Origin of the sequence: Mesorhizobium sp. SP-1A (assembly GCF_032460275.1) — a bacterium.
Taxonomy (GTDB): Bacteria; Pseudomonadota; Alphaproteobacteria; order Rhizobiales; family Rhizobiaceae; genus Mesorhizobium.
Genome location: NZ_JAVXZD010000001.1, coordinates 1,200,491 through 1,223,305, shown reverse-complemented (window position 1 = coordinate 1,223,305; position 22,815 = coordinate 1,200,491). Strand labels below are relative to the sequence as shown.

Below are 22,815 nucleotides of genomic sequence, written 5' to 3'. Positions count from 1 at the left end.
CCCGCCAACTCCAGATCGGCACCGGCCGACTGGCGTTTCAAGGAATGGAAAAACCCGCGGAATCGCTTCCGCGGGTTTTTCTTTTCATGGTCGGCGGCGGAAGCCGCCGAACCGCGCAGATCAGCCGGCAGCGCCGCTATGGGCCAACACGGCCAGGAGCAGCAGCGCCACGATGTTGGTGATCTTGATGGCCGGGTTGACGGCCGGACCGGCGGTGTCCTTGTAGGGATCGCCGACCGTGTCGCCGGTGACCGAGGCCTTGTGGGCCTCGGAGCCCTTCATGTGCTTGACGCCGTCCTTGTCGGCGAAACCGTCCTCGAAGGACTTCTTGGCATTGTCCCATGCGCCGCCGCCGGAGGTCATGGAGATGGCCACGAACAGGCCGTTGACGATGACGCCGAGCAGCGAGGCGCCTAGCGCGGCGAAGGCCGAGGCCTTGGAGCCCGAGATCAGCAGCACGCCGAAATAGACCACCAGCGGCGCCAGCACCGGCAGCAGCGACGGCACGATCATCTCCTTGATCGCCGCCTTGGTGAGCAGGTCGACCGCACGCGCATAGTTCGGCTTCGACGTGCCCTGCATGATGCCGGGGTTCTCGCGGAACTGCTTGCGCACTTCCTCCACGATCGCGCCCGCCGCGCGGCCGACCGCCGTCATGGCGATGCCGCCGAACAGGTAGGGGATGAGGCCGCCGAACAGCAGGCCCGCCACCACATAGGGGTTCGACAGGTCGAAGGAGACGGCGCCCATATCCGAGAAATACGGGAACTGCGTGGCGTTGGCCGCGAAATATTGCAGGTCGTTCGAATAGGCCGCGAACAGCACCAGCGCGCCGAGGCCGGCCGAGCCGATGGCATAGCCCTTGGTCACCGCCTTGGTGGTATTGCCGACGGCGTCGAGCGCGTCGGTGGAATGCCGCACCTCGCTCGGCATGCCCGACATCTCGGCGATGCCGCCGGCATTGTCGGTCACCGGGCCGAAGGCATCGAGCGCGACGATCATGCCGGCGAGGCCGAGCATGGTGGTCACGGCGACCGCCGTGCCGAAAAGGCCGGCGAGCTGGTAAGTGGAGATGATGCCGCCGACGATGACGATCGCCGGCAGCGCCGTCGACTCGAGCGAGACGGCGAGACCCTGGATGACGTTGGTGCCGTGGCCGGTCACCGACGCCTGCGCGATCGACACCACCGGGCGCTTGCCGGTGCCGGTATAATATTCGGTGATGACCACGATCAGCGCCGTCACCAGGAGACCGATCAGGCCGCAGATGAACAGGTTGGTGCCGGTTACGGGCGCCCTGCCGTCGGCGATGGCGAGCTGGCCCCAGCCGATGGTGGCGGAGGTCGCCACCGCCAGTCCGACGATCGACAGGATGCCGGTGACGATCAACCCCTTGTAGAGCGCGCCCATGATGGAGCCGTTGGCGCCGAGCTTGACGAAGAAGGTGCCGATGATCGAGGTGAGAATGCAGGCGCCGCAAATGGCGAGCGGGTAGATCATCACATCGACGAGGTTGGCGGCGCCGGCGAAGAAGATGGCGGCCAGCACCATGGTGGCCACGACCGTCACCGCATAGGTCTCGAACAGGTCGGCGGCCATGCCCGCGCAGTCGCCGACATTGTCGCCCACATTGTCGGCGATGGTGGCGGGATTGCGCGGATCGTCCTCGGGGATGCCGGCCTCCACCTTGCCGACGAGGTCGCCGCCGACGTCGGCGCCCTTGGTGAAGATGCCGCCGCCGAGACGGGCGAAGATGGAGATCAGCGAGGCGCCGAAGCCCAGCGCCACCAGCGCGTCGATGACCACGCGGTCGGCCGGGCCATGGCCCATCGGGCCGGTCAGCACCCAGTAATAGACGGAGACGCCGAGCAGCGCGAGACCAGCCACCAGAAGGCCGGTGATGGCGCCGGACTTGAAGGCGATGTCGAGGCCCGCGGCGAGGCTGTTGGAGGCCGCCTGCGCGGTGCGCACATTGGCGCGGACCGACACATGCATGCCGATGAAGCCGGCCGTGCCCGATAGCACGGCGCCGATCAGGAAGCCGATTGCCGCCGTACCGGACAGCAACCACCAGGCAAGCAGGAAGACGACGACGCCGACGATGGCGATGGTGGTGTACTGACGCGACAGATAGGCCTGCGCCCCCTCGCGGATGGCGGCGGCGATTTCCTGCATGCGCGCGTTGCCCTGGTCGGCGGCAAGCACCGACTGCGTCGCCCAGATAGCATAGACGACCGAAAGCACGCCGCAGAGAATGACAACATAAAGTATGGTCATTTGCGGATTTTTCCTCGACTGATGGTCCGGAAGAACCCCTCCCCGGACATTGGACCCCGACCGGCGGCGATGTTCCTCCGTGCCGCCATATCGATGGCGTATGCGACCAGTTTCATTGGGGAACGTCAAGCTCGTGTTGAGCTTTGGCTGCGCGGCGGCGCAAAAGGCGGCATGCCCGGGCTTGGCCGCCCGGCCGCGCCCTGTTGCGGCGGTTCAGCCTGCCCGGCTGCGCCGTTCCGTCAGCTTCAGGAAGCCGATGGCCAGAAGGCCGAGGACGGAAACCGGCAGAACGATTCGCACCAGAACGTCCCAGCCCCAGCCATTGTAGACCGCGCCCGACATCAGCGAGGCGAAGGCGACGCTGGAGAACAGCACGAAATCGTGGAAGCCCTGCGCCCTGCCCTTCTCCTCGGGCCGGTAGCACTGCGCCACGATAGAGGTCGCGCCGATGAAGGCGAAGTTCCAGCCCAGTCCGAGCAGGATGAGCGCGGTCCAGAAATGCCAGAGCTCGATGCCCGACATCGCAACCAGCGCGCAGGAGATGAGCAGCAGGAACCCGGTCGCCACGATCAGCGGCGCGCCGAAGCGGTGGATCAGCCGGCCGGTGAAGAAGCTCGGCGCATACATGGCCATGACATGCCAGGAAATGCCGAGCGTGGCCTGGTCGGAGGAAAAGCCGCAGCCGACCATGGCCAGCGGCGCGCCGGTCATGACGAAGGTCATCAGCGCGTAGGACGCCACGGCGCAGGCGAGCGCCACGGCATAGCGCGGCTGGGTGACGATCTCGCCGAGCGAACGGCCGGCATGGGTGGCGGTGTGGGCGGTCTCCGTCCTGGTCTTGCGAGGCAGGCAGAACAGGATGGCCGCGCCTATGGCGGCCAGCACCAGAATCGCGGCGAACGAGCCGGCGAAAGGCACCGGCGCCAGCAGGTCATGCGTGAAGATCACCGTCTGGGGCCCCAGCACCGCCGTCACGATGCCGCCGGCAAGCACGAAGGAAATGGCCCGCGCCTTGAAATCGGCCGGCGCGTTGTCGGCCGCGGCGAAACGGAACTGCTGCACGAAGGCATTGCCGAAGCCGACCACCAGAAGCCCGGCGGCGAACAGCCAGAAACTCGAATGGAAGATCGCCATGGTGGCGACCAGCCCGCCGAAGGCGGTGAGCAGCGTGCCGGTCATGAAGCCGTTGCGATGGCCGAGCGCGCGTATGACGGCGGCCGCCGGCAGCGCGCCGAGCGCCACGCCGACATTGAAGCCGGTGAGCGGCGCGGTCGCGAGCGACTTGTCGGCGCCCAGCATATAGTGGCCGGCAAGCGCGCCGAGCGCAAAGCAGATCGGTGCCGCCGAGCCCAGCACGGCCTGCGCCGCCGCCAGGATCAGCGCCGTGCGCCGAGCCTGCCTGGCTGCCGTGCCGGCGGTCGCGGCGGTGACCGCCGTCATCTGGCGTCCTTGCCCCGGCCCTCGCCGCGCACCCGGCGCGACACGCGGTCCAGAACGGCGTTGACCAGCTTGGGTTCGTCTTCCTCGTAGAAGGCCTTGGCGATGTCGACATATTCCGACACGATCACCGCCACGGGGACGTCCTCGCGCTTCATCAGTTCGTACACGCCTGCCCGCAGGATGGCGCGCAGGGTCGAATCCAGCCGCGACAGCGGCCAGTCCTCGGTCAGCGCCTGGCGGATGATCGGATCGACGGTCTTCTGGTTCTCCACGACGCCGGCCAGGATGGCGCGGAACCACTGCGCATCGGCCTCGCGATAGAGCGAGCCGTCCACCTCCTTGCCAAGGCGGAAGGATTCATATTCGGCCGTGGTCTCCAGCAGGCCGCTGCCGGCGACGTCCATCTGGTAGAGCGCCTGAACGGCGGCCAGCCGCGCGGCGCCGCGCTTGTTGGCCTGGCGGATGGGGGGCTGACCGCTGCCGGTGGGTTGCGTCACTGGGATCACGCTCCGAGTTTCTTGCGCACGCTTATCATGGTCAAGGCTGCGCGGGCCGCAAATCCGCCCTTGTCGCCCTCGGTCTTGCGGGCCCTTGCCCAGGCCTGCTCGTCGTTCTCGGTGGTGAGGATGCCATTGCCGATGCAGACCGCCTCCTGCACCGAAAGGTCCATCAGGGCGCGGGCCGATTCGTTGGCGACGATCTCGAAATGATAGGTCTCGCCGCGGATCACCGTGCCAAGCGCGACAAAACCGTCATATGCGGTGCCGCCGTCGGCCTCCGCGTCGAGCGCCAGCGAGATCACAGCGGGGATCTCCAGCGCGCCCGGCACCGTCACGACATCGTATTTCGCGTCCGCTTCGTCGAGCGCCGCCTTCGCGCCCTCGAGCAGTGCGTCCGCAAGGTCGTCGTAGAAGCGGGCCTCGACGATGAGGAGCTTGGGTTTCTTTTGCTTGGCCATCACATCGTCTCCGAGGGGAGCCGGTCAATTAGGCCGAAGCGAAGTGGACCGCAAGGCCCAGTTTGCCGCGGAAGCGAAAGCCAGGACCTTATTCCAGTGCCGGCTTCAAAGTCCTTCCTTCGCGGCCTCGGCCAGACGCGCCGCGTAGCGGGCCATGGTGTCGATCTCGAGATTCACGCGGTCGCCCGCCTTGCGCCCGCCCCAGGTGGTGACTTCCAGCGAATGGTGGATCAGGAGCACGTCGAAACGCGTGCCGGCCACCCTGTTCACCGTCAGCGAGGTGCCGTCCAGCGCCACCGAGCCCTTGGGGGCGATGAATTTCGCCAGTTCGCGTGGCGCCTCCAGCGTGAAGCGAACGGCGTCGCCCTCCTCCTCGCGCGCCACGATTTCGGCCATGCCGTCGACATGGCCGGAGACGATATGGCCGCCCAGTTCGTCGCCGATCTTCAGCGCGCGTTCCAGATTGAGGCGCGTGCCCGGCCGCCAGTCCGAAGCGGTGGTGAGCCGAAGCGCCTCCTCCCATGCCTCGACCTCGAACCAGCGGGCGTTCGAGCCGGCTTCCGGCAGCGCTGTGACGGTGAGGCACACGCCCGAGCAGGAGATCGACGCGCCGATGTCGATGGTTCTGGGGTCGTAGGCGGTGTCGATGCGCAAGCCCATGCCTTGCTTCAGCGGCTTGACGGCAGCGACGGTGCCGACGTCGGTGACGATGCCCGTGAACATCAGATATCCCTTACCCATTCCCTGTATGTATCGTCGCCGAAACGCATCTGGCGCAGTTCCCTGAAGGCGGCGGGTATGCCGTTCTCGTCCAGCGGCGAGACGATGCCGCCTTCGCCGATCTCTTCGGTCCCCCGGAACAGGACGATCCGGTCCACCAGATCGTCGGCGAGGAAGCCCTTTGCCACCTCGGCGCCGCCCTCGACCAGGACGCTGGCCATGCCGCGCGCGGCAAGGTCTTCCATCAGTTCCGGCAGGGCGATGCGCCCGTCGGCGGTGTCCGTGCCGATGAATTGCACCCCGGCCCGTTCCAGAACCGCGCGGCGCTGCGGGTCGGCATCCTCGGCGGCGGCGACGTAGAGCGGCACCCGGTCCGTGCCCGCGACGAGCTTCGACGTTTCAGGCAGGCGGATGCGGCGATCCAGCACGATGCGGGCCGGAGAGCGGTTTTCCAGTCCCGGCAGGCGCACGGTCAGCGCCGGGTCGTCTTCCAGCGCAGTGCCGATGCCGATCAGGATGGCGTCGGCCTCGGCGCGCATCAGATGCACCTCGCGGCGCGCGATCTCGCCGGTGACGGAAACCTGGCCGCCGCCCTTGCGGCCGAGATAGCCGTCGGCCGAAAGCGCAAGTTTCAGAATCACTTCCGGCCGCTTCCTCAGCGACCGATTCATGTAGCCGGCCATCTGCTCGGCCGCCTCGACGGCCAGCACCTTCTCCGCCACCTCGATGCCGGCCGCGCGCAGGATCGCATAGCCCTTGCCGGACACGCGAGGGTCCGGATCGCTCGCCGCCCCGACAACGCGCGCGATGCCGGCATTGACCAGCGCGTTGGCGCAAGGCGGCGTGCGCCCGTGATGGGCGCAGGGCTCCAGCGTCACATAGGCCGTGGCGCCGCGCGCCAGTTCGCCGGCTTCGGCCAGGGCTTCGGCCTCCGCATGCGGACGCCCGCCGACCGCCGTGACCCCGCTGCCGACGATCATCGGCCCGGCGCCGTCGTCGCGCACCAGCACGGTGCCGACCGAGGGATTGGTGGCGGTGCGGCCGAGATTCTTGCGCGACAGCCTGAGCGCCGCCGCCATGAAACGGCGATCGAGCGTCTCCTGCAGGGCCTTGTCTGCGGCTGCCATGGTCAGGGTTGTTCCTCGTCGCCCTTCAACTCGCCGAGCAGGTCATGGAAATCCTTGGCCTCGCGGAAATTGCGGTAGACGGAAGCGAAACGGACATAGGCGACGTCGTCCAGCGACTTCAGCGCCTCCATCACCAGCCGTCCGACTTCGGCGGACGGGATCTCGGTCTCGCCCGAGCTTTCGAGCTGGCGCACGATGCCGGTGACGGCGCGGTCGATGCGTTCGGGATCGACATTGCGCTTGCGCACCGCCGTCTCGATCGAACGCGCCAGCTTGTCGCGGTCGAACGGCACCTTGCGGCCGGATTTCTTGATCACCGCCAGGTCGCGCAGTTGCACCCGCTCGAAGGTGGTGAAGCGCCCGCCGCAATCGGGGCAGACGCGCCGCCTGCGGATCGCCGCGCCGTCCTCGGCGGGGCGCGAATCCTTCACCTGCGTGTCTTCGGACTGGCAATAGGGGCAGCGCATTTAAAAGCCTTGCTCGCGATTCTGACTGCGCGGGAGGCTAAGGCAAGTTCCCGAAAAGTGGAAACCGGATTTCGGACAGGATCATGCCCTGCCCGCCTGTTTCGCCGCATGTCCGCGGCGCAAGGTCCGCCTTGCCGCAAATGCAGCCGAACGTTCCGGCCCAACCGGGGAGCGTTGCCTCCGCCCCGCCACAATGAGATAGCGAGGCGGAGGCCGAATTGCGAGTGCGGCCGCTTAGCCCAGATAGGGATAGAGCGGGAAGCGGTCGGTGAGCGCCACCACCTTGGCCTTCACCGCGGCCTCGACCGAAGCGTTGCCCTCGTCCGAATTGGCGGCCTTCAGCCCGTCGAGCACCTCGGCGATCAGCTTGCCGATCTCGCGGAACTCGGCCTGGCCGAAGCCGCGCGTGGTGCCGGCCGGCGTGCCCAGACGTACGCCGGAGGTGACGAACGGCTTCTCCGGATCGAAGGGGATGCCGTTCTTGTTGCAGGTGATGTTGGCGCGGCCGAGCGCCGCCTCGGCGCGCTTGCCGGTGGCGTTCTTCGGCCTGAGGTCGACGAGCATCAGATGGTTGTCGGTGCCGCCGGAGACGATGTCGAGGCCGGTTTCCTTCAGGCTCTCGGCCAGCGCCTTGGCGTTGGCGACGATGTTCTGGGCATAGACCTTGAACTCGGGCTTCAGAGCCTCGCCGAACGCGACCGCCTTGGCGGCGATGACGTGCATCAGCGGGCCGCCCTGCAGGCCGGGGAACACGGCCGAATTGATCTTCTTGGCGATTTCCTCGTCATTGGTGAGGATCATGCCGCCGCGCGGGCCGCGCAGGGATTTGTGCGTGGTGGTGGTGACGACATGCGCATGCGGCAGCGGCGACGGATGCATGCCGCCGGCGACCAGACCCGCGATATGGGCCATGTCGACCATCAGGTAGGCGCCGATGGAATCGGCGATCTCGCGGAAGCGCTTCCAGTCCCAGATGCGCGAATAGGCGGTGCCGCCGGCCAGGATGAGCTTGGGCTTGTGCTCCTGCGCCATCTTCTCGACGGCGTCCATGTCGAGCAGGTGGTCGTCCTTGCGCACGCCGTAGGACACGACCTTGAACCACTTGCCGCTCATGTTGACCGGCGAGCCGTGGGTCAGGTGGCCGCCCGAATTCAGGTCGAGGCCCATGAAGGTGTCGCCCGGCTGGAGCAGCGCCAGGAAAACGGCCTGGTTCATCTGGCTGCCGGAATTCGGCTGCACATTGGCGAAATTGCAGCCGAACAGCTTCTTGGCACGCTCGATGGCCAGTTCCTCGGCCACGTCCACGAACTGGCAGCCGCCATAGTAGCGCTTGCCCGGATAGCCTTCGGCATATTTGTTGGTCATGATCGAGCCCTGCGCCTCCAGCACGGCCCGGCTGACGATGTTTTCCGAGGCGATCAGCTCGATTTCATGGCGCTGGCGACCGAGCTCGTGGCGGATGGCGCCGAAAATATCGGGATCCGCATCCGCAAGCGTTGTTTCGAAGAAGGAGCCGAGCGCGTTCGCGGTTGTCGATCCCATTTGTAAAAATCCCCTGCTGACCTAAGGAAAACTGGCGCGCCATTAACATGTTTGCTTCGGCACCGCCACGCTCGCGATGCGAAATTTAATGGCCCGGACGCGCCAGATGGCGGAAGAATCTATCTGTGCGACTTACGGTCGCGCAGCAACGCCTCGGACAGGGTCAACTCGCCCTGCAGGCGGCGCATGGTGCGGTCGTTGATCTCGCGGCGCTTCAGCATCTGCCGCAGGACCTCATGCTCGACCTTGATCGCCGCAAGGCGCAGCCGCGTCTCGACTTCCGCAGACTGCCTTGCCTGCTTGCGCACGTCGTCGGCTTCATCGCAGGTGGCGATGCGCGAGCGGTAGCCGGCAATGATGCTCTGGGCTGCGGCGGAGCGCAGTTCGGCCTGCGGGTCGTCGTCCTGGACGGCGGCCATGCCCTCCAGATAGGCGATGGCGGCGTCGGCAGCCGCGATCCAGGCGCGCCGCTCCTCGATCGCCGCCGTGTCTTCGCCGGGCTCGACCAAACCCTTGGCGATGACCGGCAGCGTCAGGCTGGCCAGCAGAAGCGAGCATATGATCACGCCGGCGGCAAGGAAGATGACCGCGTCGCGCGCCGGAAACGGCGCGCCGTCGGGCAAGGCGAACGGAAGCGAGAGGATGCCCGCCAGCGTCACGGCTCCGCGCACGCCGGCGACGGATCCGGCAAGGCGGACCCGCACTCCGAAGGGGCGGGCCGTGGTGCCGCGCAGCCGCGCCAGCAGGACCGCGCCCGTGTCGCTCGCCCAGATCCACAGATAGCGCAGCACGATGAGGCACAAGGTGAGCAGCAGCATCGTCGCGACCGGCTCGATGACGGCGTGGCGGCTGCTGATCTCGGGAGGAACGCGCCGGATGATGTCGGGAAGCTGCAGACCCAGCAACACGAACACGGCGCCGTTGAAAATGAAGGCGAGCATCGACCAGAAGGAATTGGCCTGGATGCGCGCGGCAACGCTGATATTGCCGATGAAGGTGAAGCGCCCGACCAGCAGGCCGGCCGCGACCGCCGCCAGAATGCCCGAGGCTTCCACCGCTTCGGCCATCAGATAGGCTGCGAAGGGCAGCAGCACCATCAGGATAACCTGCACTTCGGTGGGCACCCCGCCGATGCGGCCGATGAGCTTCAGCGACTTGGTGACGACAAAAAGCGCGACCACGCCGCACAACACGCCCGCGACGACCGCATAGAGGAAGCTGGCGGAAGCGCTGGCGATGGAAAAATGGCCCGTCAGGACCGCCGCCACGGCAAAGCGGAACATGACGAGACCGGACGCGTCGTTGAGCAGCGATTCGCCTTCCAGGATATGCATGAGCCGCGACGGCACGGAGTTGCGGTCGACTATCGAGGACACCGCCACCGCGTCGGTGGGAGAGACGACGGCGGCCAGCGCGAAGGCGACGGCCAGCGGCACGCTCGGCACCAGCCAATGCAGCGCGTAGCCGAACCCCAGCACCGTGAAGCACACCAGACCGACGGCAAGCGCCACGATCGGCCGGCGCAGTTCCCACAATTCCCGCTTCGGCGCGGCGAAGGCGTCGCGGAACAGCAGCGGCGGAATGAAGACCAGCAGGAAGAGTTCGGGCTCCACCGCGATGTGGATGCCGCCGACCGGCCAGGCCAGCGCCGCGCCCAGCGCGATCTGGAGCACCGGAAGCGGCACGCGCACCAGCCGGGACGCCGCTCCCGAAATCACGACCAGTATCAAAAGGACAAAGATCAGGACGGCAATCTGCATGACGGCACCGATAGCACGGCATGGCGCGGAGCCAAGGGCTCCCTCCACCAGAAATTGCACAACCAGCGGCGCCGGGACACTTGCCGGTCCTGCCGAACCAAGCAAAAAGCCGCCCCGAAGGGCGGCTTTCCGTTTTCTTTCCGACGCTTAGAGCGACGAGGTGATCTGAAGCGAATCCACGCCGTCCTCGTGGTAGATATCGTCGCGGAACTGCACCACGCCCGGGCCTGTCGACCACGCGGTGACGTAGAGGAAATGCACCGGCACCGGGTTGGTGACGGCGACCGGCGTGTTCTGGCCGCCCTTGATCGTCTCCTCGAAGTGCTGGCGATCCCAGCCCGGCGTGTCGCGCAGGATCCAGGTGACCAGGTCGCGCACGTTCTGCACGCGCACGCAGCCCGAGGAATCGAAGCGCATCAGCTTGCCGAACAGGCTCTGCTGGGGCGTGTCGTGCATATAGACGCCGTCCGGGCTCGGGAAGTTGATCTTCACCGAAGCCATGGCGTTGATCGTGCCGGGGTCCTGGCGGAAACGGTACTTCACCGCGTCCTCGGTGGACCAGTCCACGTTCATCGGATCGACCTCGCTGCCGTCCGGAGCGAAGAGGCGGATGTGGCTGTCCTTGAGGTAGTTCGGATCCTTGCGCATCAGCGGGATGATGTCCTTGCGGACGATCGACACCGGCGCGTTCCAGTACGGATTGACGATGATCTCGTTGATCTTGGAGTTCACGATCGGCGTCTGGCGGTCGATCTTGCCGACGATGGCGGTATGGCGCAGCACGACGCGCCCGTTCTCCACCGCCTCGATCTGCGCCGCCGGGATGTTGACCAGAACATAGCGGTCGCCGAGCGTGCCGACCTTGTCGCGCAGGCGGCCGAGATTGGTCTGCAACTGGCTGAGGCGCGCCTGCGCCGGCGCGTTCATCGCCGCGAAGGTGTATTTGCCGGTCGTGCCGTCGGCCGGAAGCCCGTGGCGAAGCTGGAAGCGCTTGAGGGCGGAATCCACGTAGGAATCGAAAGCCTGCGAGATGCCCGCGCTCTGCGGAAGATCGCCGGAAACCATCAGGCGCTGGCGCAGCGGCACCACGTCGGGATCGGACACACCGAGTTGCAGCTTCTTGGTGTCCGGCACCTGCTGCCAGCCGCCCTGCGCCACGATGTTCTGGTACTGGGCGATCGCCTGCTCGGTGTAGTTCACCGTCTGCGGGCTGAAGATCGGCAGCGTCGAGGCCACCTTGGAGCTCGCGTTGGCGCGGGCATCGAAAGTGTCGTCCCAGTTGCCGGCCGTCTTGAAGATGTCACCGAGGACATCCTGGGCGTTGGCCCGGGCAGCAACAAGGCTCGCGGCAAGCGCGGTTGCTCCGGAAAGGAAAAAGCGGCGGCTGGTGATCATCGACGTTCCCGACATCTTCAAACGGTTCAACCCATTGGTTCGGCTCACAGTGGCCCATCCCATCCTATGGCGGCCATCGTTAACAATCAGCCAACCATATCCTGCCCAAATCTTGCATCACATCACGCGACGGATGCGCGAGCACCTGGGAGGTTCCCCTGGAAGGCTTCCGGAACAGGAACACCTTCCTGGACGCGCCGGACAAAGACGCTCATTCTCGCTTTCATGGCGAATATGGCGGCAACATGGCCTTTTTTTCGGAATAGTTCCGGCTGTTGCAAGAAAGAACCATCGGGAAGCTTAGTCCGTCCGGGCAGCCGGATAGAACAGAACGGAGAAAACCCTGCGGTTTGCCGCGACATCTTCGGTTCCCGGCACCGTGTAGGTGAATTCCTGCCCGGATGCGGGCTCTCCGAGCAGCCGCGTGGCCGAAGCCACGCAGTCGTCGCGCACCTGCGTGCCGGGCCCGTCGACGGTTCCGCACAGCACTACTTTCGAACCCTGCCGGAAGGCCGAGGGGTCGATCCAGGGCGATTGCGCCACATCGTTGGAGAACAGGCTTTGCGTGCGGCCGGGCGCGTAGAAGGAAAAGGCGTACGGCAACGGGAAATCCCCCGCCGCGAAGCCGGCGGACCCGCCATAACGGGCCTTGAAGGCGGCGTCGGCATCGAGCGCGAGCTGCCGCTGCAGGGCGACCCCTTGCGACGGCGTTCCCCGGCCGGGATAGAGGGCCAGCCCGGCATAGATCGCCGCGAACGCCACGGCATAGAAGGCGTAGGCCCACACCATGCGCCGGCGCAGAAGCGGCCATGGCCGGGTGTTGGGCAGGCCATCGACGATTGCCCAGCCGACGAACAGCGACGGCACGATGAACCAGGCGGCGACGGTGTCGACGCCTCCCGCCCAGGACGACAGGCAGGTCATCAGGAACGAGACCGCGTAGACGGCAAGGCCGAGCCGTTGCCGGGGCCGCTCGCGAGGCGACCACCTCCAGCCGTCCCCCGGCCACAGATTGATCGCCATCCAGACCGCGAGGGGCAATGCGGAATACTGGGCCGCGCCGCTCAAGGCATCCAGCAACGCCGCCGCCGTCGAAGGGCCTGCCGCGGCGCCGTGAGACGCTTCCATGTAGCCCAGGCTCGGCCAGCCATGCCGGATTTCCCACCAGACATGCGGCGCGACCAGCACGATCGAGACCGCCGCGGCGATCCCAGCTCCGCGAAGGACGATGCGCAGATCGGGCCGCAGCACCATCCACGCGGCCACCGCCATGGCCACCACCAACGCCGCGGCCGAATATTTGCACAGCACCGCGGCGGCCACGAAAACGCCGCTCAGCACCCACCAACGGTCCCGCCTGGTTTCCACTCCGTTCAGCACGGCCCAGAGAAATGCGGCTATGAACGGATATTGCGCGACGTTGGCGTTGTATTTGTAGCCTGCATCCACGCCGAAACGGCTGAACATCAGCGTCAGCGCCACGGCAACGAACAGTTGCGGCGGCGACAGGAACCGCCGCATCGACAAGGCCAGGAAGAGGAACGACACCAGAAGATTGACGGCGGCAAGCAGGTAGTAGGCGCCGTCGGTCTTCGGAAATATCCCGAACCAGGCGGCCGCGATCCACCCGAACAGGGGCGGATGCTTGTTGTTGCCGAGCGCCCAGGAAATCCCCCAGGCGTAGTTCTCGACCATGTCGGAATAATCGAGATATCGCCGCGTCAGGCTGAACACCGCAAAGCAAAGCAGCGCGTTCAGGCAGACCAGCGCCACCACGCCGTTCAAGGACCCTGCTGCTGTGCGCGGCGCGGCAAGCTGCGTCGTCGTCATTTCATGCCCCGTCTCGGCATCGGCCGTGGCCCGCGCCGGCATGGTTTCGCCGTCTCGCGGACGCCCGGCACAAACGCCTCGTGCGTTCTCCAGGCAACCGATGCAGGAATGTGGACGGACCTGCCCAGGTCGCGTCCGTCGGGGCTGTCCTTATCCCATGCCCGTGGCAAAGCAAAGCAGCTTGCCGGCGCCACGGTTTGCAAGATCGGCTGCGGCGGGAAACGCCGCAATCCTGTCCAGACTTCCGTCGACCGACCGCCCGCCGCTTCCGCGCGCGTCAGCCGTCTTCGGCAACCGGGCGACATACCGCCCGGCCATTTCGCCTACATGCGATAGGCGATGGTGTCGTTCCAGAAGCGGTCCAGGCGCTGCAGGGCGCGGTTCATCTGCTTGAATTCGTCCTGGTTGATGCCGCCGACCTGCTCGATCGAGCCGATGTGGCGCTCGTAGAGCCCTGCGACCACCTCGGCCACTTCCTGGCCCTTCTCGGTCAGGCTGACCCGCACAGAGCGGCGGTCGATGCGCGAACGCTGATGGTTGATGAAGTTGAGGTCCACCAGCTTCTTGAGATTGTAGGACACGTTCGAGCCCAGATAGTAGCCGCGCGACCGCAGCTCGCCCGCCGTCAGTTCGGCATTGCCGATGTTGAAGAGGAGCAGCGCCTGGATGGCGTTGATGTCGGAACGGCCGTTGCGGTCGAACTCGTCCTTGATGACGTCGAGCAGACGGCGGTGCAATCTTTCGACGAGCTGGAGCGATTCCATGTAAAGCGAACGGATCGCCTCACGGCGGTCGTCGGATACATTGGCGGGCTTCGCCGCCGGACGCGGATTGTTCATTGTCTTTGCCTCTCGTTTGTCGCCCGGTGATTTTTTGTTTTTCTCACCTTGATCGCGACACTATCGAATACACATAAAATTCGACTTAAACGCCAAGGCTAACAAGAGCTTACCGGTAAGTGGTTTCGAGAAAGGCTTAATGAACGGTCACCCGAAGGCAAAGAATTAACCTAAAGATTTAGCGACCTGCCGCCAAGATCTTCAATCGGTCATTTCCTGCCGCTCGCGCCGTTTCTGCAGATAGAGCACGACGCGGAAAATCAGGTAGATCAGCGCCACCACGGCATGAACGGCGACGATGGGCCAGTTCACGCCGAACAATTGCGGGAAACCGGCATACATCACCGTTTCCGTCGCCGCGCATATGAACCAGATCACCGGCCCCCAGGACGCCAGCATCCACAGGCCCGCCGCGGCGAAGGGAAAGAACACCGCCAGCGTCGCCGTGGCGATCCGCCAGTGAACCGGCATCAGATCGAACCGCCACAGCACGCCCGGATAGATGCCGATCAGCCGCACCCAGTAGAACGCGCCGAACAACAGGCAATAGACCGCCATGAGGCGCTGGAACCAGGCGAAGGCGACCTCCACCGCCGAAGGTTCCAGCACGACGCGCCGGGATGCGGTTTGGCTCACAGGACCAGTTCCTTCTCGCCGAGCGGCGCGAAATAGGCATCGATATCGGCCTTCGCCACGGCATCGAGCCTGGCCGGCCGCCATGCCGGCTTCCTGTCCTTGTCGATGATGGCGGCGCGGATGCCCTCGTAGAAATCATGCCCGGCCAGCATGCGGTTGAGGATGCGGAACTCCATGCGCATGCAATCGTCCATGGCCAGGCCGCGGCCGGCCGTGATCTGGCGAAACGCCACATGCAGGCTCGTCGGCGAGCGCAGGCGCATCGTCGCCAGCGTGCGGGCGGCAAACGCCTCGTCCCGCGCGGCGTGCTCGAGGCTTTCGATCACGCCGTCCAGCGTATCGCGACCGAAATGCCATGCGATCGCGGCCAGTACCGGGGCGCCGGTTTCGCGCGGAACGGCCTGTGAGAACGGCCGTAGCGCCTCGTCGGGGTTTCCGGTGGCGGCGAGCCTGTCGGTAAAGGCCGCCTGATCGGCTGCGGCAATGGCATGGGTGGCGAGCCCGCAGGCCACCGCGTCGCCCGATCCGATGCGTTCGCCCGTCAACCCCAGATACATGCCGAAACTGTCGCCGAGGGCCGGCAGGATGTGGCTGGCGCCGACATCGGGGAAGAAGCCGATGCCGACTTCGGGCATGGCAAAGCGGCCATTCTCCGTCATCACCCTGTGCGAGCCGTGGAAGGACACGCCGACGCCGCCGCCCATGACGATGCCGTCGATCAGCGCCAGATAGGGTTTTGCGAAACGCGCGATGCGGGCGTTCAGCCGATACTCGTCGGCGAAGAAATCGACCGGCGGACGCCCTGCCCTGCCCGCCTCATAGATGTGCTGGATGTCGCCGCCGGCGGAGAACGCCCTGCCCTCGCCGCGGATCAGCACCACGGCCGTTTCCGGATCCGCCTCCCAGGCATCCAGCGCCCTCGCCAGGGCACCGACCATGCGATGGGTGACGGCGTTGAGCGCCTGCGGGCGCGTCAGCGTGACGATGCCGGCCTTGCCGACCCGTTCGAAGCGAATCTCGTCGCCGCCGCCAAAATCCATGCCCAAAAAGAATCCCTGTCCGGCGCTCATGCCGCCCTCGAAGTGCTAAGCGCGGCGTCCGGACGCGTCAATGCCGCTGGCCCAACCTTGTCGCATTGGTCTTGCGCCGCGCATCGTGCTAGAAGCCCGCCATTCCGGAGACGAGCCATGAACAAGTCCACCCCCGCAAAGCCTGCCGGCGCGCGCAGCGTCAACGAAATCACCGGCGGCAGGCGGCTCAGGCGCATGCGTAAGGCCGACTGGTCGCGGCGCCTGGTGCAGGAAAACCGGCTGAGCGTGGACGACCTGATCTGGCCGATCTTCCTCGTCGACGGCGAGAACCGCCGCGAGCCGGTGGACGCCATGCCCGGCGTGTTCCGCCTGTCGGTCGACCTGGCCGTCAAGGAGGCCGAGCGGGCGGCGAAGCTCGGCATTCCCGCGCTCGCCACCTTCCCCAATGTCGAACTGGGCCTGCGCGACGATACCGGCTCGGCGATCCTGGACCCGGAGAACCTCATCAACCGCGCCACGCGCGCCATCAAGGCGGCGGTGCCGGAAATCGGCATGATCACCGACGTCGCGCTCGATCCCTTCACCAGCCATGGGCATGACGGCATCCTGCGCGACGGGATCATCGTCAACGACGAGACCGTCGAGCAGGTGGCGGCCGCAGCCGTGATGCAGGCGGCGGCGGGCTCCGACATCATCGCGCCGTCCGACATGATGGACGGCCGCATCGGCGCCATCCGCGACGCGCTGGACGACAACGGATTCCACGACGTGGCGATCATGTCCTACGCGACCAAGTTCGCCTCGGCCTTCTACGGGCCTTACCGCGAGGCGATCGGCACGCAGGGCCTGCTCAAGGGCGACAAGAAGACCTACTACATCGACCACGCAAACAGCGACGAGGCGGTGCGCGAGGCCGAACAGGACCTGGCGGAAGGCGCGGACATGCTGATGGTGAAACCCGGCCTGCCCTATCTCGACATCATCCGCCGCCTGAAGGACGAATTCGCCATGCCGACCTTCGCCTATCAGGTGTCGGGCGAATATTCGATGATCAAGGCGGCATCCGCCAACGGCTGGATCGACGGCGAAAAGGCCATGCTGGAAAGCCTGCTGGCCTTCAAGCGCGCGGGCTGCGACGGCGTGCTCACCTATTTCGCGCCGCTGGTGGCAGAAATGCTGAAGGGCTGATGCCCGAGGCCATGGCGCGCGACGGCTCCGCCTGCAGCGTCCACTGGCGGCGCAACCTTTTCGTCTGCCTCGGCGGCTCGTTCTCGACGCTGATCGCCATGACGCTGCTCCTGCCGTTCCTGCCGATCTATGTCGAGGAACTGGGCGTCAGCGGCCATGCGGCAATCGTGCAATGGTCCGGCATAGCCTATGGCGCGACGTTCTTCGCCGCGGCACTGGTCGCGCCGCTCTGGGGGCGGCTCGGCGACCTCTACGGGCGCAAGCTGATGCTGGTGCGCGCCTCCTTCGGCATGGCTGTCTGCATGTCGCTGATGGGGCTGGTGCAGGACGTGTGGCAACTGGTGGCCCTGCGCCTGCTGATCGGGCTGGCCGGCGGCTATTCGTCCGGCTCGACGATCCTCGTCGCCATGCAGACGCCGAAGGAGCGTTCCGGCTGGGCGCTGGGCGTGCTTTCCACCGGCATCACCGCCGGCGCGCTGGTGGGACCGCTGGTCGGCGGCATCCTGCCGCCGCTGATCGGCACGCGCGCGACCTTTTTCCTTTCCGGGGCCGTGATCTTCCTCGCTTTCCTGGCGACGACGTTCCTCGTCAAGGAAAACCGCACGGCGGAAGCGCATGCCGCCGCCAAGGCGAAAGCCGCGAAGACCGGGCTGAAGGGCGGCTGGGCGCAGATACCCGACAAGCGGCCGGTGGCGGCGATGCTGGTCACCGGCATGCTGCTGATGTTCGCCAACATGTCGATCGAGCCGATCATCACCGTCTATGTCGCGCAGCTCATCGAAAACCAGAGCCAGGTCACGCTCGTTTCGGGCATCGTCATGTCGGCCGCCGCGCTCGGCGCCATCCTGTCGGCGCCGCAGCTCGGCAAGCTCGCCGACCGCATCGGCCATTGGAACGTGATCGTCGGCGCGCTGGCGGCTGCGGCACTGCTTCTGATCCCGCAGGCCTTCGTCACCCAGGGCTGGCAACTGGTTGGGCTGCGCTTCCTTATGGGGCTGGCGCTCGGCGGGCTGCTGCCCTCGATCACCAGCGTCATCCGCCACAACGTGCCCGACGGCGTCGGCGGCAATGTGCTCGGCCTGTCGATCTCGGCGCAATATGTCGGCCAGGTCGCCGGGCCGGTGTCGGGCGGCTTCGTCGCCGGGCATTTCGGCATGCGCGCCGTGTTCCTGGGCACCTGCCTGCTGATGGCGGCCGGCGCAGCCTATAACTGGCTGGTGCGCTCGCGCCACGAGCAGGCGGTGCTTGCCGAGGCAGGCGAATCCTAGAACCCCTACAAGCACATCCGTGAAAGGCCGAGCATGGGCAGCGCCGAAACACCCCTTTCCAGCAGGTTGCTGGTATTTGCCGGCGGGCTCTGCGGCGCGGCCGGCGTCGCGCTTTCGGCGATGGCCGCGCACAAGGGCGGCGCCTTTACCGGCACGGCGGCGAATTTCCTGCTCATGCACGCGCCCGCCTTCCTCGCCGCCGGGCTGCTCGGCGCCAACCGTTTCCTGCGCCGGAGCGCGCTCGTCCTGCTTGCCGGGCTGACGCTGTTCTGCGGCGACCTGCTGATGCGCGACTTCACCGGCGACAGGCTGTTCGCCTTCGCCGCGCCCACCGGCGGCACCTTGCTCATCGCGGGCTGGCTCGCGATGGCGGCATCGGCGTTCGCCGGCTCGAACCGGCCGTCATGAGCCGCCGATCTTGAATTCCGCTTCCCGCGGGACCATGTCACCTTCGAAACGGCCGGCGCTGTTGCGGCCGCAGAGGAGCAAGATGAACGACACCGCCCGCGTCATAGACGGCGAGATCCTCAATTCCCGGCTGGACGACCGCCGCCTTTATGCCGGCGTGCGCACGCGCCGGATCGTGGCCTGCGCCGTCGACTATCTCGTCATCGGCCTGCTGACGATTCCGTTCGCGATCCTGGTCTTCCTGCTCGGCATATTGACGCTCGGGCTCGGCTGGGTGCTGTTCTCCATTCTCGTGCCCGCGGTGGCCGTGATCTATATCTGGAACACGCTCGGCGGCGCGAACCAGGCCACGCTCGGCATGAAGATGATGGACATCCGCCTCGAACGCCTGGATGGCGGCCGGATCGACGGCCTGACCGCCGTCGCCCATTCGGTGCTGTTCTGGGCCGGCAACTTCCTTCTGACGCCGCTCGTGCTCCTGGTGACGCTGTTCAACGACCGCAAGCGCACCTTGCACGACCTGCTGCTCGGCACCGTCGTGGCGCGCACGGACGTCTGACGCATCGGGGCATGCTGCCGGAAGCGGGAGCCGGTTTTGGAGCAAGAACATGCCCTCTCCGGGTGCCGGGCGCATCTGTGCGGCGCAGGGCGATCCACCCTGCTGCCGGCACTTACTTCGAAATGTGAAGACAGGTCGATGCGGACGGCCCAACAATCAGGTTGAATTTTTTGCCGTTCGCGCCAAGCTATAGTGAGTCTTGGGATCGTTATCAGGCGAGATGACGCAGCATCCTACCCAGTCACCGCAGTTCTTCCTGACCGCGCCCTCGCCGTGCCCTTACTTGGAAGGCCAGTTCGAGCGCAAGGTCTTCACCCATCTCGTCGGCGAAAAAGCCTCCGAAATGAACGACCTGCTCACGCAGGGCGGTTTCCGGCGCTCCCAGAACATCGCCTACCGCCCGGCCTGCGAGAACTGCCGCGCCTGCGTTTCGGTGCGCATCCTGGTCAACGAATTCGCCCCCAGCCGCAACATGCGCAGGGTGCTCCAGCACAATTCGGACCTTGTCGGCGTCATGCACGACGCCGAGCCCTCCACCGAGCAATATTCGCTTTTCCGCGCCTATCTCGACGCCCGCCACCGCAAGGGCGGCATGTCGGACATGACGGTGCTCGACTATGCCATGATGGTCGAGGACACCCATGTCGACACCAAGGTGATCGAATACCGCAGGCGCGGTCCCGACACCTTCATCACCGGCAAGGGGCAAGGCGAGCTGATCGCGGTGGCGCTGACGGACAAGATGGCCGACGGCCTGTCCATGGTCTATTCCTACTTCGATCCGGAACTGACCGACCGCTCGCTCGGCACCTACATGATCCTCGATCACATCTCCCGCGCCAAGGCCATGGGCTTGCCCCATGTCTATCTCGGCTACTGGGTCAACGGCTCGCGCAAGATGAACTATAAGATGCGATTCCTGCCGCAGGAGCATCTCGGCCCGAAGGGCTGGGAGCGCTTCACCGGCAAATCGTGAAACGCCCGGCCCGTCTTCCAGCCAGAAAGGCTCCCAAACGCTGCCGTTGCATCTGACGGAGCTTTTGCTTGAGCGCTTCCACCCATTCCCACGACCACTCCAAGGGCCTGCTGATCACCGCGGTCGGCGGCATGGCGCTGACGGTGGACATCCCGCTGATCCGGCTCGCCGACGGCGAACCCTGGACCATCCTGATGCTGCGCACCGGCACCACCTTCCTGACGGCGCTGGTGGTCTGGACGGTCTGGCGCCTGATAACGCCGAAAGCGCCGCCCCTCGTTCCGGGGCGCATCGGCCTTGTCGTCGCCGCTCTTTACGGCCTCGGCTCGATCACCTTCGTCACCGCCGTCTTCAACACCTCGACCGCCAACCTGGTCTTCATCCTGACCTTCAACACCGTGTTCGCGGCGCTGCTGTCGTGGCTGTTCCTGAAGGAACGGCCGCGCCCGATCACCCTCATGGCGATGGCCGCGATGATCCTGGGGGTCGGCATCATCGTCAGCAGTTCCATCGGCTCCGGCCATCTGTTCGGCGATCTGATGGCGATGTCGTCCTCCTTCAGCATCGCGGCCGCGCTGACCATCTCGCGCCACAGCGGCAGGGAGATGGGGTTCACGTCTCTGGTCGGCGTCATCATGCCGTTCGCGATCGCGGCCTTCATGGTCTGGAAGGTCGGCTTCCACGTCAGCGCGCCGTGGTGGATCATCTTCAACGGCGCGGTGATCATGCCGATCTCGTTCTTCTGCCTGGCCACCGGACCGCGCTACATCTCGGCGCCGGAAGTGGCGATGTTCTACCTTCTGGAGACCGTGCTGGCGCCCGTATGGGTCTGGATGGTGTTTTCGGAGGTGCCCTCGCGCGACAGCCTGATCGGCGGCGCGATCCTGATCGTCACGCTGATCATCCATTCGCTGTGGCAGATCAATCACGGGCGCAAGCGCCGCGCCGCATCGGTGGTGCGTCACCCGGCCTGAGTGGGCTCGGGCTTCTTTTCCGGCACCTGCCGCGCAGCCCGGGGCTCGATCTCCGGCGCGGCATCGGCGACTTCGCCCGGCGAGGCCGCGTCCGCAACCTCCACCTCATGCATCCATTCGCGCCAGATGGCGACCAGCAGCGCCATCAGCACCGGGCCGATGAACAGGCCGAGGAAGCCCATGGTCTTGACGCCGCCGATCAGGCCGAAAAAAGTCGGCAGGAAGGGCAGCTTGACCGGTCCGCCGACCAGTTTGGGGCGGATGGTCTTGTCGACGATGAAAAGCTCGATCGATCCCCACAAGAACAGCGCCACGCCCGCGAACAACGAACCGCTGGCGGCCAGATAGATCGAGACCAGCGTGAAGGAAACCGGCGCGCCGCCGGGAACGAGCGCCATCAGCCCCGTGATTGCGCCGAGCGTAACGGGCGACGGCACGCCTGCCAGCCAGTAGGCCGTGCCCAGCACCACGCCCTCGCCGATGGCGATGACGGTCATGCCGGTGACGGTGGAGGAGATGGTGGCCGGCACCACGCGCGAGATGCGTTCCCAGCGCATCGGCAGGATGCGTTCGCCCAGGCGGTCGACCTGGCCGGCGAAGCTCGCCCCGTCGCGATAGGCGAAGAACAGCGCGATCAGCATGAACAGGATGGTGAGCAGAAGCGAGAACGCGCTGCTGCCGGCGGCCAGCACGGTCTGATAGATGCTGCGTATGTTGGAGCCGCTGACCAGGTAGATCAGTTCACCGATGCCGCCGGGATGGCCGAGGCGCTCCCGCCATTGCTGGTCCAGCCACTCGCCGACGGCCGGAAGGCTGGCGATCCAGTGCGGCGTCGGCGCGCCATGGCGGTTGGTGTCGATCGCCCAGGTCACCCATTCCCGTATCTCGTTGATGGCATAGCTGCCGGCCAGCGAGATCGGCACCACGAGGAACGCCAGGATCAGCAGGATGGCCAATGTGGCGGCCACGGTGCGGTTGCCGCCGACGCCGTCCAGCAGGCGCCGGTAGAGCGGCCAGCTCGCGAATGCGATGACCAGCGCCGCCAGGACCGGAAACAGGAAGCCGTGGAAGAAATAGACGCCCGCCGCCACGATCAGCACCAGCAGCCAGCGCGCCGCCGACAGCGGCGGGATGACGGCCGCCCTCAGCGGCGCCGACGCACCGAACAGGCGCGGCTCCTTGGGCTGTTTTCTGCGGTCAAGCTGTTTCAAAGGCGTTCCCTGTCTCGTCCTGCATGGCCGGCCTCGCCAGAAGCCGGTGGCGGCAGCCTTACCTGCCCGATGATAGTGCAGCAATCATGACCATAAGCCAAACGCCCGGACCCGGCATTCCGCCCATCGTCTGGGACCGTGGAAGCCGCGGCCGCCGGTTGCCAAGGGCGGCCCGGTTCGTTATCCCCTTGCCTTGACCTCGCTGCGCC

Annotated in this window: 21 protein-coding genes; 6 read left to right on the top strand and 15 right to left on the bottom strand. The window is 66.1% G+C overall.

All coding sequences use genetic code 11. From position 1 onward, the window contains the following. Positions 1-120: 120 nt before the first annotated feature. The 14 genes from QU595_RS05870 to QU595_RS05805 all read right to left on the bottom strand — a co-directional run bounded on the left by QU595_RS05870 (position 121) and on the right by QU595_RS05805 (position 16,031). Entirely contained in the window at positions 121-2,277 is a 2,157-nt protein-coding gene (locus QU595_RS05870) for a sodium-translocating pyrophosphatase (protein WP_315919739.1), read from the bottom strand. A 213-nt stretch (positions 2,278-2,490) separates the two neighbouring features. Further along, positions 2,491-3,717, bottom strand: a complete 1,227-nt coding sequence (locus QU595_RS05865) for an MFS transporter (protein ID WP_315919738.1) — start codon at positions 3,715-3,717, stop codon at positions 2,491-2,493. Further along, positions 3,714-4,214 carry a transcription antitermination factor NusB gene (gene nusB / locus QU595_RS05860; RefSeq protein WP_315919737.1) on the bottom strand — a complete coding sequence of 167 codons (501 nt, stop codon included), beginning with the start codon at positions 4,212-4,214 and terminating at the stop codon, positions 3,714-3,716. Before nusB ends, QU595_RS05865 begins: the two co-directional genes overlap by 4 nt. 5 nt (positions 4,215-4,219) lie before the next feature. After that, on the bottom strand, positions 4,220-4,675 hold the full coding sequence (ribH, locus tag QU595_RS05855; RefSeq protein ID WP_315919736.1) for a 6,7-dimethyl-8-ribityllumazine synthase: 456 nt from the start codon (positions 4,673-4,675) through the stop codon (positions 4,220-4,222). A 105-nt stretch (positions 4,676-4,780) separates the two neighbouring features. After that, positions 4,781-5,398 (bottom strand): riboflavin synthase, encoded by a 618-nt coding sequence (locus tag QU595_RS05850; RefSeq protein ID WP_315919735.1) that lies wholly within the window; start codon positions 5,396-5,398, stop codon positions 4,781-4,783. After that, entirely contained in the window at positions 5,398-6,522 is a 1,125-nt protein-coding gene (gene ribD, locus QU595_RS05845) for a bifunctional diaminohydroxyphosphoribosylaminopyrimidine deaminase/5-amino-6-(5-phosphoribosylamino)uracil reductase RibD (protein ID WP_315919734.1), read from the bottom strand. Before ribD ends, QU595_RS05850 begins: the two co-directional genes overlap by 1 nt. A gap of 2 nt (positions 6,523-6,524) precedes the next feature. After that, positions 6,525-6,989: a transcriptional regulator NrdR gene (gene nrdR, locus QU595_RS05840; protein ID WP_315919733.1), complete on the bottom strand. Its 465-nt coding sequence runs from the start codon at positions 6,987-6,989 to the stop codon at positions 6,525-6,527. Positions 6,990-7,223: 234 nt separating this feature from the next. Next, on the bottom strand, positions 7,224-8,531 hold the full coding sequence (gene glyA, locus QU595_RS05835) for a serine hydroxymethyltransferase (RefSeq protein ID WP_315919732.1): 1,308 nt from the start codon (positions 8,529-8,531) through the stop codon (positions 7,224-7,226). A 119-nt stretch (positions 8,532-8,650) separates the two neighbouring features. Beyond that, a complete protein-coding gene (locus tag QU595_RS05830) occupies positions 8,651-10,291 on the bottom strand; it encodes a Na+/H+ antiporter (protein WP_315919731.1) in 1,641 nt (546 codons plus the stop codon). Between the two features lie 147 nt (positions 10,292-10,438). Next, positions 10,439-11,686, bottom strand: coding sequence for a murein L,D-transpeptidase (locus tag QU595_RS05825; protein ID WP_315920728.1), 1,248 nt, complete (start codon positions 11,684-11,686; stop codon positions 10,439-10,441). Positions 11,687-11,986: 300 nt separating this feature from the next. Continuing rightward, positions 11,987-13,516, bottom strand: coding sequence for a glycosyltransferase family 39 protein (locus QU595_RS05820; RefSeq protein WP_315919730.1), 1,530 nt, complete (start codon positions 13,514-13,516; stop codon positions 11,987-11,989). Positions 13,517-13,839: 323 nt separating this feature from the next. Then, positions 13,840-14,355, bottom strand: a complete 516-nt coding sequence (gene ldtR, locus QU595_RS05815; RefSeq protein ID WP_315919729.1) for a transcriptional regulator LdtR — start codon at positions 14,353-14,355, stop codon at positions 13,840-13,842. Positions 14,356-14,556: 201 nt separating this feature from the next. Beyond that, the gene (locus QU595_RS05810) at positions 14,557-14,991 is read right to left on the bottom strand and encodes a DUF6163 family protein (protein ID WP_315919728.1); all 435 of its coding nucleotides are present in this window, start codon (positions 14,989-14,991) and stop codon (positions 14,557-14,559) included. Further along, positions 14,988-16,031, bottom strand: a complete 1,044-nt coding sequence (locus QU595_RS05805; protein WP_315920726.1) for an enoyl-CoA hydratase/isomerase family protein — start codon at positions 16,029-16,031, stop codon at positions 14,988-14,990. Before QU595_RS05805 ends, QU595_RS05810 begins: the two co-directional genes overlap by 4 nt. A gap of 147 nt (positions 16,032-16,178) precedes the next feature. Here QU595_RS05805 and hemB point away from each other — a divergent pair, with 147 nt between their 5' ends. From hemB to QU595_RS05775, 6 genes are all read left to right on the top strand, one after another. Then, positions 16,179-17,210: a porphobilinogen synthase gene (gene hemB / locus QU595_RS05800; RefSeq protein WP_315919727.1), complete on the top strand. Its 1,032-nt coding sequence runs from the start codon at positions 16,179-16,181 to the stop codon at positions 17,208-17,210. After that, complete coding sequence (locus QU595_RS05795) at positions 17,210-18,478, top strand: MFS transporter (protein WP_315919726.1); 1,269 nt, start codon at positions 17,210-17,212, stop codon at positions 18,476-18,478. Before hemB ends, QU595_RS05795 begins: the two co-directional genes overlap by 1 nt. Positions 18,479-18,511: 33 nt before the next feature. After that, entirely contained in the window at positions 18,512-18,886 is a 375-nt protein-coding gene (locus tag QU595_RS05790; protein ID WP_315919725.1) for a DUF423 domain-containing protein, read from the top strand. A gap of 82 nt (positions 18,887-18,968) precedes the next feature. Further along, positions 18,969-19,445: an RDD family protein gene (locus QU595_RS05785; protein ID WP_315919724.1), complete on the top strand. Its 477-nt coding sequence runs from the start codon at positions 18,969-18,971 to the stop codon at positions 19,443-19,445. Between the two features lie 220 nt (positions 19,446-19,665). Continuing rightward, entirely contained in the window at positions 19,666-20,421 is a 756-nt protein-coding gene (locus tag QU595_RS05780) for an arginyltransferase (RefSeq protein ID WP_315919723.1), read from the top strand. Positions 20,422-20,552: 131 nt separating this feature from the next. Continuing rightward, positions 20,553-21,395: a DMT family transporter gene (locus tag QU595_RS05775; protein WP_315920724.1), complete on the top strand. Its 843-nt coding sequence runs from the start codon at positions 20,553-20,555 to the stop codon at positions 21,393-21,395. Here QU595_RS05775 and QU595_RS05770 read toward each other — a convergent pair. Then, positions 21,383-22,606, bottom strand: a complete 1,224-nt coding sequence (locus QU595_RS05770) for an AI-2E family transporter (protein ID WP_315919722.1) — start codon at positions 22,604-22,606, stop codon at positions 21,383-21,385. The two genes, QU595_RS05775 and QU595_RS05770, sit on opposite strands and share 13 nt — an antisense overlap. Positions 22,607-22,815 lie beyond the last annotated feature (209 nt).

Excerpts from the sequence above, each read along its gene's own strand:
- QU595_RS05790 (WP_315919725.1), top strand. The coding sequence starts at position 18,512 with ATGGGCAGCGCCGAAACACCCCTTTCCAGCAGGTTGCTGGTATTTGCC.
- QU595_RS05830 (WP_315919731.1), bottom strand. The coding sequence starts at position 10,291 with ATGCAGATTGCCGTCCTGATCTTTGTCCTTTTGATACTGGTCGTGATT.
- glyA (WP_315919732.1), bottom strand. The coding sequence starts at position 8,531 with ATGGGATCGACAACCGCGAACGCGCTCGGCTCCTTCTTCGAAACAACG.
- QU595_RS05820 (WP_315919730.1), bottom strand. The coding sequence starts at position 13,516 with ATGACGACGACGCAGCTTGCCGCGCCGCGCACAGCAGCAGGGTCCTTG.
- QU595_RS05805 (WP_315920726.1), bottom strand. The coding sequence starts at position 16,031 with ATGGATTTTGGCGGCGGCGACGAGATTCGCTTCGAACGGGTCGGCAAG.
- QU595_RS05775 (WP_315920724.1), top strand. The coding sequence starts at position 20,553 with ATGGCGCTGACGGTGGACATCCCGCTGATCCGGCTCGCCGACGGCGAA.
- ldtR (WP_315919729.1), bottom strand. The coding sequence starts at position 14,355 with ATGAACAATCCGCGTCCGGCGGCGAAGCCCGCCAATGTATCCGACGAC.
- ribH (WP_315919736.1), bottom strand. The coding sequence starts at position 4,675 with ATGGCCAAGCAAAAGAAACCCAAGCTCCTCATCGTCGAGGCCCGCTTC.
- QU595_RS05785 (WP_315919724.1), top strand. The coding sequence starts at position 18,969 with ATGAACGACACCGCCCGCGTCATAGACGGCGAGATCCTCAATTCCCGG.
- hemB (WP_315919727.1), top strand. The coding sequence starts at position 16,179 with ATGAACAAGTCCACCCCCGCAAAGCCTGCCGGCGCGCGCAGCGTCAAC.
- nrdR (WP_315919733.1), bottom strand. The coding sequence starts at position 6,989 with ATGCGCTGCCCCTATTGCCAGTCCGAAGACACGCAGGTGAAGGATTCG.
- ribD (WP_315919734.1), bottom strand. The coding sequence starts at position 6,522 with ATGGCAGCCGCAGACAAGGCCCTGCAGGAGACGCTCGATCGCCGTTTC.
- QU595_RS05825 (WP_315920728.1), bottom strand. The coding sequence starts at position 11,686 with ATGATCACCAGCCGCCGCTTTTTCCTTTCCGGAGCAACCGCGCTTGCC.
- QU595_RS05870 (WP_315919739.1), bottom strand. The coding sequence starts at position 2,277 with ATGACCATACTTTATGTTGTCATTCTCTGCGGCGTGCTTTCGGTCGTC.
- QU595_RS05865 (WP_315919738.1), bottom strand. The coding sequence starts at position 3,717 with ATGACGGCGGTCACCGCCGCGACCGCCGGCACGGCAGCCAGGCAGGCT.
- QU595_RS05795 (WP_315919726.1), top strand. The coding sequence starts at position 17,210 with ATGCCCGAGGCCATGGCGCGCGACGGCTCCGCCTGCAGCGTCCACTGG.
- QU595_RS05850 (WP_315919735.1), bottom strand. The coding sequence starts at position 5,398 with ATGTTCACGGGCATCGTCACCGACGTCGGCACCGTCGCTGCCGTCAAG.
- QU595_RS05780 (WP_315919723.1), top strand. The coding sequence starts at position 19,666 with ATGACGCAGCATCCTACCCAGTCACCGCAGTTCTTCCTGACCGCGCCC.